This window comes from Pseudoroseomonas cervicalis (assembly GCF_030818485.1).
Taxonomy (GTDB): Bacteria; Pseudomonadota; Alphaproteobacteria; order Acetobacterales; family Acetobacteraceae; genus Pseudoroseomonas; species Pseudoroseomonas cervicalis_A.
In genome coordinates this window covers 419,787-432,467 of the sequence record NZ_JAUTAJ010000004.1, presented here as the reverse complement: position 1 = coordinate 432,467, position 12,681 = coordinate 419,787, and the positions used below count along the sequence as shown (strand labels likewise).

At 71.6% G+C, this 12,681-nt stretch carries 10 protein-coding genes and 1 tRNA gene; 2 read left to right on the top strand and 9 right to left on the bottom strand.

Translation table 11 applies throughout. The annotated features are described in order from the left end of the window. Nucleotides 1–137: 137 nt before the first annotated feature. The 4 genes from clpX to QE401_RS05885 form a co-directional block, all read right to left on the bottom strand. Nucleotides 138–1,394 (bottom strand): ATP-dependent Clp protease ATP-binding subunit ClpX, encoded by a 1,257-nt coding sequence (clpX, locus tag QE401_RS05900; RefSeq protein WP_307137329.1) that lies wholly within the window; start codon nucleotides 1,392–1,394, stop codon nucleotides 138–140. A 190-nt stretch (nucleotides 1,395–1,584) separates the two neighbouring features. Further along, the gene (gene clpP, locus QE401_RS05895) at nucleotides 1,585–2,226 is read right to left on the bottom strand and encodes an ATP-dependent Clp endopeptidase proteolytic subunit ClpP (protein WP_271135584.1); all 642 of its coding nucleotides are present in this window, start codon (nucleotides 2,224–2,226) and stop codon (nucleotides 1,585–1,587) included. Between the two features lie 254 nt (nucleotides 2,227–2,480). After that, entirely contained in the window at nucleotides 2,481–3,821 is a 1,341-nt protein-coding gene (tig, locus tag QE401_RS05890) for a trigger factor (RefSeq protein ID WP_307140190.1), read from the bottom strand. Between the two features lie 45 nt (nucleotides 3,822–3,866). Then, nucleotides 3,867–3,951 (bottom strand) — tRNA-Leu (locus QE401_RS05885). A gap of 242 nt (nucleotides 3,952–4,193) precedes the next feature. Between QE401_RS05885 and QE401_RS05880 the strand changes: the two genes are divergently transcribed. Next, nucleotides 4,194–5,429 (top strand): pyridoxal phosphate-dependent aminotransferase, encoded by a 1,236-nt coding sequence (locus QE401_RS05880; RefSeq protein ID WP_307137328.1) that lies wholly within the window; start codon nucleotides 4,194–4,196, stop codon nucleotides 5,427–5,429. A gap of 19 nt (nucleotides 5,430–5,448) precedes the next feature. Here the strand turns inward: QE401_RS05880 and QE401_RS05875 are convergent, their stop codons facing one another. The 3 genes from QE401_RS05875 to QE401_RS05865 all read right to left on the bottom strand — a co-directional run bounded on the left by QE401_RS05875 (nucleotide 5,449) and on the right by QE401_RS05865 (nucleotide 8,568). Beyond that, nucleotides 5,449–5,754: a hypothetical protein gene (locus QE401_RS05875; protein ID WP_307137327.1), complete on the bottom strand. Its 306-nt coding sequence runs from the start codon at nucleotides 5,752–5,754 to the stop codon at nucleotides 5,449–5,451. A gap of 40 nt (nucleotides 5,755–5,794) precedes the next feature. Continuing rightward, complete coding sequence (locus QE401_RS05870; RefSeq protein WP_307137326.1) at nucleotides 5,795–6,064, bottom strand: hypothetical protein; 270 nt, start codon at nucleotides 6,062–6,064, stop codon at nucleotides 5,795–5,797. Between the two features lie 110 nt (nucleotides 6,065–6,174). Further along, nucleotides 6,175–8,568, bottom strand: coding sequence for a 1-deoxy-D-xylulose-5-phosphate synthase N-terminal domain-containing protein (locus QE401_RS05865; RefSeq protein ID WP_307137325.1), 2,394 nt, complete (start codon nucleotides 8,566–8,568; stop codon nucleotides 6,175–6,177). Nucleotides 8,569–8,690: 122 nt separating this feature from the next. Here QE401_RS05865 and QE401_RS05860 point away from each other — a divergent pair, with 122 nt between their 5' ends. Then, on the top strand, nucleotides 8,691–9,500 hold the full coding sequence (locus QE401_RS05860; protein ID WP_307137324.1) for an EAL domain-containing protein: 810 nt from the start codon (nucleotides 8,691–8,693) through the stop codon (nucleotides 9,498–9,500). A gap of 138 nt (nucleotides 9,501–9,638) precedes the next feature. On the opposite strand, the gene QE401_RS05855 is transcribed toward QE401_RS05860, so the two are convergent. Both QE401_RS05855 and QE401_RS05850 read right to left on the bottom strand, forming a co-directional pair. Continuing rightward, on the bottom strand, nucleotides 9,639–11,042 hold the full coding sequence (locus QE401_RS05855; protein ID WP_307137323.1) for a malonyl-CoA decarboxylase: 1,404 nt from the start codon (nucleotides 11,040–11,042) through the stop codon (nucleotides 9,639–9,641). Nucleotides 11,043–11,176: 134 nt separating this feature from the next. Beyond that, nucleotides 11,177–12,637 (bottom strand): NAD(P)H-hydrate dehydratase, encoded by a 1,461-nt coding sequence (locus QE401_RS05850; protein ID WP_307140189.1) that lies wholly within the window; start codon nucleotides 12,635–12,637, stop codon nucleotides 11,177–11,179. Nucleotides 12,638–12,681 lie beyond the last annotated feature (44 nt).

Here is a 12,681-nt window from a genome sequence, read left to right as displayed (position 1 = left end):
CTCAGGACAGTCGGCGCAGGTCCGCCCGATCATCGGCACGGACCCCCGCCACGGGGTTCTCCCATGAGATGGGACCGGCCGATGGGCGGGGCAAGCCATGCAGGCCTGCCCCGCGCGCCATGGCGGCCGGACGAGCCTTACGCGGAAGTCTGCTCCGCAGCCCGTTCACCATATATGAACAGCGGGGCGGCACGGCCTTCGGCCACCTCCTTGTTCACCACCACTTCCTCGACCTCTTCCAGCCCCGGCAGGTCGAACATGGTGCCGAGCAGGATGCCCTCCATGATCGAGCGCAGGCCGCGCGCGCCGGTCTTGCGCTGGATGGCGCGGTTGGCCACCGATTTCAGCGCGTCCTCGGTGAAGGTCAGCTTGGTGGCCTCCATCTCGAACAGGCGCTGATACTGCTTGACCAGGGCGTTTTTCGGCTTGGTCAGGATCTCGACCAGCGCCTTCTCGTCCAGATCGTCCAGCGTGGCGACCACCGGCAGGCGGCCGATGAATTCCGGGATCAGGCCGAATTTCAGCAGATCCTCGGGCTCCACCTCGCGCAGGATCTGGCCGGTGCGGCGCTCATCCGGGCCGCGGACCTCGGCGCCATAGCCGATGCCCGACCCCTTGCCACGCCCCGCGATGATCTTCTCCAGCCCGGCGAAAGCACCGCCGCAGATGAAGAGGATATTCGAGGTGTCGACCTGCAGGAATTCCTGCTGCGGGTGCTTGCGCCCGCCCTGCGGCGGCACGGAGGCGACGGTGCCTTCCATGATCTTCAGCAGGGCCTGCTGCACGCCCTCGCCCGAGACATCCCGCGTGATCGAGGGGTTGTCGGATTTGCGGCTGATCTTGTCGACCTCGTCGATATAGACGATGCCGCGCTGGGCCCGCTCGACATTGTAGTCGGCCGCCTGCAGCAGCTTGAGGATGATGTTCTCGACATCCTCGCCGACATAGCCCGCCTCGGTCAGCGTCGTGGCGTCGGCCATGGTGAAGGGCACGTCGAGGATGCGCGCCAGGGTCTGCGCCAGCAGCGTCTTGCCGGAGCCGGTGGGGCCGACCAGCATGATGTTGGACTTGGCGATCTCGACCTCACCGGTCTTCCCGCCATGCGCCAGGCGCTTGTAATGATTGTGCACCGCGACCGAGAGCACCTTCTTGGCGTGCTCCTGCCCGATCACGTAGTCGTCCAGCACCTTGCAGATCTCGCGCGGGGTCGGCACCCCGTCGCGGGACTTCACCAGATGCGTCTTGTGCTCCTCACGGATGATATCCATGCAGAGCTCGACGCACTCGTCGCAGATGAAGACCGTCGGGCCGGCGATGAGTTTGCGGACCTCGTGCTGCGACTTGCCGCAGAACGAGCAATAGAGGGTGTTCTTCGAGTCGCCGGACTTGCTCATGCGCGCTCCTGGACCCCCCGGCATCGGGCCGGCGGATCTTGCGGGACTGTAGCCCCCTTGTCATCGAGGGGGAAGCGGAACGGGGGCGGGCGATGCTTCGCCGCCCCCGCCCCGCGCTGCGGGAAAGGTGGGAGGGTGGCGCCGCGGGCCCGGGGCAGGTCCCCTTCCGCGGCAGCATCCCCCCGACCCGTCACCCCTTCTGGGCCTCGGCCGGGGCGGCGGGCCGCTCCAGCACCACTTCGTCGATCAGGCCGAATTCCTTGGCTTCCTCGGCCGACATGTAGCTGTCGCGCTCCAGCTTGCGCTCGATCTCCTCGATCGGCTGGCCGGTGTGCTTGACATAGATCTGGTTCAGCCGCTTGCGCAGCGCCAGGATCTCGCGCGCCTGGATCTCGATGTCGGTCGCCTGGCCCTGGGCCCCGCCCGAGGGCTGGTGGACCATGATGCGGCTGTTCGGCAGGGCGAATCGCTTGCCCTTGGCGCCGGCGGTCAGCAGCAGCGAGCCCATCGAGGCCGCCATGCCGAGGCAGACGGTGGAGACGGGGGCGCGGATGTACTGCATGGTGTCGTACATCGCGAGGCCGGCCGAGACCACGCCGCCCGGGCTGTTGATGTAGAAGGCGATGTCCTTGGTCGGATTCTCGCTTTCCAGGAACAGCAGCTGGGCGCAGATCAACGACGACATCTGGTCATAGACCGGACCCGTCAGGAAGATGATCCGCTCCTTCAGCAGGCGCGAATAGATATCGAAGGCACGCTCGCCCCGGGCGGTCTGCTCGATCACCATGGGGACGAGGTTGTTGTAGAGTTCGACCGGATCGCGGTCCCGCATTGTGCATCCTCTCGCGGTGGCAGGGGGTCCGGGACCCTGCCGCGGGCCCCTGCCCGTGGCATCCCGGCACCGGCCCACCGCCGTTACCCTAACGCTTCGGGATTAACATGGGGCAGCCTGCGCCGACGCGAAAGGGGGGGTCCCCGAAGCGCGCGGGCCGGGGCGGAAAATCCGCCCCGGCCCACCGGTTCCGCTCGGCCTCACCGCCCCGCCGGCCCCTTGGGGCGCGGCCCGGGCGGGTCGCTCGGCTGGCCTCAGGCCGCCGCCGGCTCCGCCGACAGCTCGCCCGCCGGCACTTCCTTCTCGGACACCTTGGCGAGCTCCAGCATGAAGTCCACCACCTTCTCCTCGAAGATGGGGGCGCGCAGGTTCTCGATCGCCTGCGGGTTCTTCTGGAAGAACTCCAGCACCGCCCGCTCCTGGCCCGGATAGCGCTGGGCCTCGGTGCGCATGGCGCGGGTCAGCTCGTCATTGGTGACCTGGATGTTGTTGCTGCGGCCGATCTCGGACAGCAGCAGGCCCAGGCGGATGCGGCGCTCGGCGATGGCCTTGTAGTCGGCCTTCAGCGTGTCCTCATCCTTGCCCTTGTCCTCCTCGTCGAGATTGCCGGCCTTCAGGTCGGCCTCGACGCGCTGCCAGATCTGGGCGAACTCGGCCTCGACCATCGAGGGGGGCACCTCGAAGCTGGCCTGCTGCGCCAGGGCGTCCAGCAGCTTGCGCTTCACATTGAGGCGCGAGAGCTGGTCATACTCGCCCTGCAGCGTCTCGGTGACGCGCTGCTTCAGCTCGTCCAGGCCGGCGAGGCCGAGCTTCTTGGCGAACTCGTCATCCAGCGCCGGGGAGACCGGCTTCTTCAGCCCCTTGGCGGTCAGCTTGAAGCGGGCCGGCTTGCCGGCCAGCTCGGCGGCGCCGTACTCGGCCGGGAAGGTCACGTCGACCTCGCGGGTCTCGCCCACCTGGATGCCCTCGAGCCCCTCGGCGAAGCCCGGGATGAAGCCGGCGCCGCCGATCTCGACCGGCATGTCGGTGCCGGTGCCGCCGGGGAAGGGCTCGCTCACCGTGTCACCCTCGACCAGGCGGCCCTCGAAATCGGTCACCACCACATCGCCCTGCGCCGCGGGCCGGGACTCGGTCACGTCCTCCAGGCTGCGGTTGCGGGCGGCGATGCCCTCCAGCGCCTTGGTGACGTCCTCGTCGCCGACCTTGGCGACCGGCTTCTCCAGCTCGATGGCCGAGAAATCGGGCAGCGGGATCTCGGGCAGCTGCTCCAGCTCGATCTTGAACTCCAGATCGGCGCCGTCGGAGAAGTTCACCAGCTCGATCTTGGGCTGCATGGCCGGGCGCAGGCCGCGCTCATCGACCACCGTCTTGGTGACGGACTGGACCTGCTCCTCCAGCACCTCGCCCAGCACGGCCGAGGCGTAGCGCTGCTTCACCACCGCCATCGGCACCTTGCCGGGGCGGAAGCCCGGCAGGCGGACTTCCTTCGCCAGCGAGGCCAGGCGCTCATCGCGCGCCGCGGCGATCTCCGCCGCCGGAACCACCACGGTAAAGGCCCGCTTCAGCCCCTCGGCTGCCAGCTCGGTCACCTGCATCGCCACACCATGCTCCTGAGAATCAGTCTCGTGCCGGACGGCCGGTGGTGCGGGCGGAGGGATTTGAACCCCCACGGCTTGCGCCACTGGAACCTAAATCCAGCGTGTCTGCCAGTTCCACCACGCCCGCGAACGCAGTGCCGGCGTCTCCATGAGCGGGCGCGTTTAGCGCAGCCCGGCGCCCATTGAAAGAGCGGGCGTGCAGACCGGCGCGGCGGCGGGGCGCGGATTCGCGCTCCCCGCCCGCCGCCATCCCCTCCCTGGCCCCCTTGCCCCCCTTGGCCGGCCGCGCCCCCGCGCCCAAGATGCCTGCCCGCCCGGCCCCGCCCTCGGCCCGCTCTCCGGCCCCGGCGGGCCGCCCTGGAGATCCGCATGAGCACCGCCACCGCCCCTGCCACCGCCCCGACCCTTGCTCCGGCCGCCGGCCCCGGCCCTGCCCCTGGCCCGTTCGACGAGCTGCCGGCCCGCATCCGCGAGCTCGCCCAGAACCAGATCGCCGAGATCGCCGATCTGGCGCGCGAGGATCCGGCGGTGATCAAGCTGTGGATCGGCGAGGGCGACCTGCCGACCCCCCCCTTCGTGGTCGAGGCCGCGGCCGAGGCGATGCGCGCCGGCCATACCCGCTACACCTATGCGCTCGGCCTGCCGCGGCTGCGCCAAGCGCTCTCCGACTATCACCGCCGCCATTGGGGGGTGGAGGTGCCGGCCGGCCGCTTCACCGTCACCACCGGCGGCATGAACGCCATCATGCAGGGCCTGCAGGCCGTGCTGAGCCCGGGCGAGGAGGTGATCTACCCCGCGCCGCACTGGCCGAACCTCGCCGCCACGGTGCAGGTGCTGGGCGGCGTGCCGGTGCCCGTGGCGCTGCAGCGCGACGAATCGGGCGGCTTCCGGCTGGACCTCGCCGCCATCGAGGCGGCGATCACGCCGCGGACCCGGGTGATCGCCATCAACTCCCCCTCCAACCCGACCGGCTGGGTGATGGGGCGGGAGCAGATGATGGCGCTGCGCGACCTGGCGCGCGCCCGCGGCCTGTGGATCCTCTCCGACGAGGTCTACAACCACTTCACCTATGGCAATGCCATCGCCCCCTCCTTCCTCGAGATCTGCGACGGCGCGGACCGGCTGCTGGTGTCCAACACCTTCTCGAAGAACTGGGCGATGACCGGCTGGCGCGCCGGCTGGCTGGTCTTCCCCGAGGGGCTGGCGGCCACCTTCGACAATCTCAGCCAGTACAACACCACCTCGATCCCGACCTTCATCCAGCATGCCTGCATCGCGGCGCTGGAGCAGGGCGATGATTTCATCGGCGAGATGGTGGCGCGCTGCCGCGAGAGCCGGCGCATCTTCAGCGAGGGGCTCGCCGCCATCCCCGGCGTCCGGGTGCAGGCGCCGGAGGGCAGCTTCTACCTGATGTTCTCGGTCGATGGGGAGACCGACAGCCGGGCCCTGGCGGTGCGCATCCTGCGCCAGGCCAAGGTCGGCCTGGCCCCCGGCACCGCCTTCGGCGAGGACCCGGATGGCAAGCTGCGGCTGTGCTTCGCCGTCTCCCCGGCCCTCGCCCGGGAGGCGATGGCGCGGCTGGACGCCATGCTGCGGGCCGGCTGAGGCGCCGGCGCCGCGCGGCTCAGTCGAAGGGCGAGTTGAGGTTGCGCACCGGCCAATGGCCGCCCTGCACCTGGTCCAGCGCGGCGTCGCCGAGTTCGTGGCTGCGCTCCTGGCTGCCCTTCCCCCCGGCCCTCCCTCCGGCCTTCCCCTCGGCGGCGGCCAGCGCCGCCTCCAGCGCCGGCAGCGCCTCGGGCGGGATGGCGTAGCCGGCCGCGGCGGCGGCGGAGAGGCGCGCGGTGGCGTCCAGCCCCGGCCCGCCCAGCGCGGCGCGCAGCGCGGGCTGCCCGGGCAGCGCGGCCAGCAGACGCTCGGTTTCGGGATGCATGCGGGGCTCCTCCTGTCTGCGCCGGCCGGCCGGGCCGGGCTCAGCCATTCTTGTGTGGGTTGAAGGTGGCGAGGATCCGGTCCCACAGCCAGCCGCCACCGGCGAGCTGGTCCAGCTGCGCCAGCGGCATTTCGCCCGGCGTGGCGGGGGCGGCGGCCAGCGCGCGCAGCGCCGCCTCGGGGATGGCATAGCCCGCCGCCCCCAGCGCGCCGAGCAGCGCCGCCGGCGTCTCGGCCGCCCGCAGCCGCTCGCGCAGCGCCGCATCCTGCGGCAGGGCGGCCCTCAGGCGCTCGATCTCGGGATGCGGCATGCTGTCCTCCTGCTGCGGGGATCCGGCACCCAGCCTAGCCAGGCGCGGCGCCACGCACCCGGCCGCCGCATCTCGCTTTCCATCCCTTCCGTCTCAAACCGGGCGCGCCGTCACCCCTCCAGCAGGGCCTGGGCGCAGCCATCCAGGATGGCATCCGCATCCAGCCCGTATTCGCGGTAGAGGTCGGGGATGTCGCCGGCCTGGCCGAAGCGGTCGACGCCGAGCGGCACCACGCGCTGGCCGCGCACCGCGCCCATCCAGGCATGCGCCGCCGGGTGGCCATCCAGCACCGAGACGATGGCCGCCCCCGGCGCCAGCGGCGCCAGCAGCCGCTCGATGGCCGAGCGCGCCGCCCCCGGCCCCTGCCGCGCCGCGCGGCGGGCGGCCAGCCAGCCGGCATGCAGCCGGTCCGGGCTGGTGATGGCCAGCAGCCCCGCCCCCGGCTCCTCCTCCCGCAACTGGGCAAAGGCTTCCCAGGCCTCGGGTGCGACGGGGCCCTGATAGGCGATGGCGATGCGGGCGCCCTCGGCGGGCGGGACGGCCCAGTAGCCGCCCTCGATCACCGCCTGCGGGTCCAGGCTGCGCTCGGGCTGGGCGATGCTGCGGGTGGACAGCCTGAGCCACACCGCCGAGCCCTCCGGCTGCTGCATGTGGTGGAAGGCGTGGCGCAGCAGGATGGCCAGCTCATCGGCATGGGCGGGCTCGTAGGCCACCAGCCGGTCCTGGGCGATGCCGAGGAGGGGCGTGTTGCTGCTCTGGTGCTGCCCGCCCTCCGGCGCCAGCGTCAGCCCCGAGGGGGTGGAGACCAGCAGGAAGCGCGCATCCTGGTAGCAGGCATAGATCAGCGCATCGAGGCCGCGATTGACGAAGGGGTCGTAGACCGTGCCGACCGGCAGCAGCCTTGCCCCGTGCAGCCGGTCGGCGAGCCCCAGCGCGCCGAGAACGAGAAACAGATTCTGCTCGGCGATGCCCAGCTCGACATGCTGGCCCTTGGGCGACATGCCCCAGCGCTGGGCGGAAGCCAGCTTGGCATCCCGGAACACGTCGTTCTTCATGTGCCGGTCGAAGATGCCGCGCCGGTTCACCCAGGGGCCGAGGCTGGTGGAGACCGTCACATCGGGGCTGGTGGTGACGATGCGGCTGGCCAGCGGCGCCAGCTCGCGATGACCGCGGCCGATCTCGGCCATCAGCTCGCCGAAGCCGGCCTGGGTGGAGAGCATGCGGTTGGGCGGCAGGCGCGGCGCGGGCAGGCGCTCGGGCACCGGCACGGCGGGGGCGGAGAGGCAGCGCCCCCCGGGCGTCAGCGGCTGGGCGAAGGGCACGCTCTCGATGAAGCCGCGCAGCTCGGCCTCGGGGATGTCGAGCCCCTCGAACGGGTCCCATTCATGCCCGGGGCGGATGCCCATCTCGGCGCGGAAGGCCTCCATCTGCTCCTTCGTCATCAGCCCGGCATGGTTGTCCTTGTGCCCGGCGAAGGGCAGGCCCATGCCCTTGACCGTGTAGGCGATGAAGCAGGTGGGCTGGTCGCCCGCCGCCTCCTGGGCGCGGAAGGCTTCGGTCAGCGTCTCGATGTCATGGCCGCCGAGATTGGTCATCAGCGCGCCGAGTTCCTCATCGGTCAGCGGGTCGATGATGGCGCGGATGCCGGGGATGCGGCCCAGCTCGGCCAGCAGCGCGGCGCGCCAGGCGGCGCCGCCCTGGAAGGTCAGCGCCGAATAGAGGCTGTTCGGGCAGTCATCGATCCAGCGGCGCAGATGCTCGCCCTCCTCGCGGGCGAAGGCGGCCTCCAGCTTGCGGCCATATTTCAGGGTGACGACATTCCACCCCATGTCGCGGAACAGCCCCTCGATGCGGCCGAAGAGGCGGTCGGGCACGACGCTGTCCAGGCTCTGGCGGTTGTAGTCGATCACCCACCAGACATCGCGGACATCGTGTTTCCAGCCCTCCAGCAGGGCCTCGTAGATATTGCCCTCATCCAGCTCGGCATCGCCCACGATGGCGACATGCCGGCCGCGCCGCATCCCCTCCGGCGCCAGCCCCTGCAGATGCACATAATCCTGCACCAGGGAGGAAAAGCTGGTCAGCGCCACGCCGAGCCCGACCGAGCCGGTGGAGAAATCCACCTCCCCGCCATCCTTCACCCGGGAGGGATAGGGCTGGATGCCGCCGAACTGGCGCAGCGTCGCCAGCTTTTCCCGGCTCTGCCGGCCGAACAGGTAGTTCACCGCGTGGAAGACCGGGCCGGCATGCGGCTTCACCGCCACACGGTCCTCCGGCTTCAGCATGTCGAAATACAGCGCCGTCATGATGGCGGCGACCGAGGCGGAGGAGGCCTGGTGCCCGCCCACCTTCAGCCCGTCGCGATTGGGGCGGATATGGTTGGCATTGTGGATGGTCCAGGCGGAAAGCCAGAGCAGCTTGCGCTCGATGGCGCGCAGCAGGCGCAGGCGCAGCGCCGGGTCCTGATCGGCGCGCAGCGCGCGCTTGTCGGGCGTGGCGTTCATCGGCTTCCCCCTTCCGCTGCGATGCGGCGCAACCTTGGCCGGTTCCGCGCCGTTGCTGGCGTGATGTCTTGACCGGAGCGTGCCGCAGTTTGGCGCCTCCCCCAACCCGAAAAGCGCCGCCCATGGGACAAGCCTTCGCGCCGCGACCCACGCCGCGCTTCGCGCCGCCAGGGGAGACCGGGCGTGGCGGCTGCGCCGGGTGCCGCAACCCCGCCCCGGTGCCGCCGCTTTCCATGGCCTTCCAGCCCATCCTGCGCTGCGGCGAGGCGGAACAGGGCCTGTTCGCCTATGAGGCGCTGGTGCGCGGCCCGGGTGGCGAGGGCGCCGGCAGCGTGCTGTCGCAGATCCATGACGGCAACCGCTACGCCTTCGACCAGACCTGCCGGGTGCGCGCCATCGAGCTGGCCGCCGGCCTCGGCCTGCTGGAAGGGCCGGCGCTGCTGTCGATCAATTTCCTGCCCAATGCGGTGTATGAGCCGCGCGCCTGCATCCGCACCAGCCTGGAGGCGGCGCGCCGCGTCGGCCTGCCGCATGAGCGGCTGGTCTTCGAATTCACCGAGCATGAGGCGATGCTGGAGCCCGCGCATCTGCTGCGCATCCTGGCCGAGTACCGGGAGATCGGCTTCCGCACCGCCATCGACGATTTCGGCGCCGGCCATTCCGGCCTGACCCTGCTGGCCGAGTTCCGCCCCGATGTGGTGAAGCTCGACATGGCGCTGCTGCGCGGCGCCGATGGCGACGCGGCGCGCCGCACCATCCTGCGCCATATCGTGGCGATGTGCGTGGAGCTGGGCTGCGAGGTGGTGGCCGAAGGGGTGGAGACGGCGGGCGAGTTCGCCGTGCTGCGCGATCTCGGCGTCACCCTGTTCCAGGGCTATCTGCTGGGCCGCCCGCAATTCGAGGCGCTGCCGCGGGCCAGCTGCCCCGCCTGACCGCTGGCCACGCCAGCTTGCCGCATCGCCTGCTGCGGCATCCGGGAAAGCTGACCGCCCCCCCCCGATCCACGGCCTGACGCCGGGGCGCTGAGCCAGCGGCCCCGGGGCGGCGCTGCGCCCCGGGGCCGGCCGGCATCAGGCGGCGACGCTGCGCGCCAGCTTGCGCAGGGCGGTGGCGGCGGCGCGGTTGCCCTCGCCGACATAGGCCTCGTGGTAATCCTCGATCTTCGCCGGGTCGTAGAGATAGTTCACCATGAAGCCCAGGCTCTCGCGCACCCCCTTCTCCGAGGTGTCGCCGCGCCAGCAGACCCGCTCCACCCGCGCGCCATTGGACAGGTGGAAATGCCCGACCGGATCGCGCGCACGGCGGCCGCCGCGCCCGGTCTCCAGCACCAGGTAGCGGGCGCAGAGCCGGGTCAGCACCGGCTCGGCCTTGGCGCACCAGCCCTCGGCCAGCGGGCGGCGATGCGCCACCAGCGCGCGCAGGGCGGCGATGCCGTCGGGCAGGCCGCTCGCCTCGGCCAGCAGCTTGTTCTCCTCCTCGCTCAGCAGCTTCGGGCTGGGCTCGATCAGCTGCTCCTCCAGCCAGCGGCGGAAGCCCGGGATCGGCGACAGGGTGGAGAAGGTCCTGAGGTTGGAGAACTCCTCCGACAGCAGGGCGACGACCCGCTTGATCAGCGAATTGCCGAAGGAGATGCCGTCCAGCCCGCGCTGGCAGTTGTTGATCGAGTAGAAGATGGCGGTGTCCGCCGCGCGCGGGTCCTGCACCGGCGCGCGCTCGTCCAGCAGCGTCTGCACCGAGCCGGACAGGCCCTTCACCAGCGCCACCTCGACGAAGATCAGCGGCTCCTCCGGCATGCGCGGATGGAAGAAGGCGTAGCAGCGGCGGTCGGAATCCAGCCGGTTCTTCAGGTCGCGCCAGGTGCGGATGCGGTGCACCGCCTCATAGCCCACCAGCTTCTCCAGCAGCGCCGCCGGCGACTGCCAGTCGATCCGCCGCAGCTCCAGGAAGCCGAGATCGAACCAGTTCGCCAGCAGCCCGCGCAGATCGGCGTCCAGCGCCTGCAGCATCGGGTCGCGGCCCATCTGGCGGATCAGGTCAGCGCGCAGATCGACCAGGAACTTCACCCCCACCGGGATGGTGGTGAACTGCGTCAGCAGCCGCACCCGCGGCGGCTCCAGCACCCGGCGCAGCTTGGCCTTGGCGCTGGCCCGGCTGGCATTGTCGGCCGCGGCGCTGACCTCGCGCATCGCCGCCTCCACCGCCGCCGGATCCGAATCGAAGGAGGCCAGGGCCCGGAGAAACTCGATCCGCCCGGCCTCGTCCAGCGTCAGATAGGCCTGGGCCAGGCCGGCGGCGCGGTTGCGCGCCGAGATTTCGCCCCCCTTGGCCTCCAGGCAGGCGCGCATGCGCGTCTCCCAGGAGGCGTCCTCGGCCGCCGGGCCGGTGACCGAGGCCGCCATGTCCCGCCACAGCAGGGTCAGGCGGCTCAGCGCCCTGTCGAACAGGCCGGATTCCGCGATGGCGACGTCGGACATGCTGTTCCCCTCGGATTGGGCCGCGCCCCCAGGCCACGGCACCGCTACTCTACGCGCAAACTGAAATCTGCAGAAACATATGGTGAGCCTTTCGGCCACGCCCAGAGGCAGATCCCCCTGGTCACAACAGGGCTTCAGCCGGGCAGTTGCGCGGCGATGGCGCCGCCGATCGCCTCCAGCACCGCCTCCGGCAGCAGCGGCGCCCCGGCGGGCGCCCCGCCCAGCGCGCGATAGGCCGCCTCGCCATGCAGCCAGACCGCGGCGCAGGCGGCCTCGAAAGGCGCCATGCCCTGCGCCAGCAGCGCCGCCACCAGCCCGGCCAGCACATCGCCGCTGCCCGCCATGGCCAGGGCCGGCGGCGCATGGTCGTTGATGGCCACGCGCCCATCCGGTGCGGCGATGATGCTGTCCGCGCCTTTCAGAATCGTCACCGAATCGCAGCGCGACGCCGCCGCCCGCACCGCGGCGATGCGGTCCGCCCCCGGCGCGCCGAACACCCTGGCGAACTCCCCGGCATGCGGTGTCAGCACCGCGCAGCCGCGCAGCGCCTCCGGCTGCCCCTCGGCGGCCGTCAGCGCCCCGCCATCGGCCACCACCTGCCGCCCGGCCCGCAACAGCCGCCGCAGCAGCGCGAGCGTCGGCTCCCCCGCCGGCAGGCCGGGCCCCGCCAGCCAGGTGTGGCGGCGCCGGTCGGCCAGCAGCGCCTCCACCCCCTCCTCCGCCACCATCAGCCCGGGCTCGCCGGTGCGCAGCAGCAGGGCGGTGGCGCGGTCCGGCGCCACCAGGCTGACCAGCCCGGCGCCGCCGCGCCGCGCCGCGCCGGCGGCCAGCCGCGCCGCCCCGGTCAGCCCGGCCCCGGCGGGAATCGTGACATGGCCCTGGGTGAATTTATGGCTCTCGGCCCGCCGCACCGGCAGCGACCACAGCGCCGGGCCATTGTGGAAGGCGCGCGGCGCGATGCGCGCCAGCACCGCCTCCGGCATGCCGATCGGCGCCAGCACCACCTCGCCGCACAGGGCGCGGCCAGGCAGCAGCAGATGCGCGGGCTTGCGGCGGAAGAAGGTGACGGTCAGCGCGGCCTGCGGGGCGAAGCCTGCCTCCCCGCCCAGCACCTGGCCGGTCGCGCCATCCAGGCCGGAGGGCAAATCCACCGCCACCAGCGGCGCGCCCGGCCCGCGCAGCGCATGCGCCAGCGGCGCCTCCAGCGGGCGGGTGAGCCCGGCGCCGAACAGCGCATCCACCACCAGCCCGGCCCGGGCCAGCTCCACCGGGGACAAAGGCACCACGGGGCCGCGCCAGCGCGACGCCGCCTCCGCCGCCACGCCGCCGGGGCGCGGGCGGCCCCATTGCGCCACGGCGACCGGCCAGCCCGCCTGCTCCAGCAGCCGCGCCGCCACATAGCCATCGCCGCCATTGTTGCCGGGGCCGGCCAGCACCAGCACCCGGCAGGGGCGGAAACGCCGCCGGATCGCCTGCGCCACCGCCAGGCCGGCAGCCTGCATCAGCGCCGCCACGCTCCGTCCATGCAACGGGGCGGCGGCATCGGCCTGGGCCATCTCGGCGGGGGTCAGGACGGCGTGGTCGGAAATATTCATCACGGGAAGAAAAGTTCTTTTTTGGAAAAAAGAACCAAAAAACT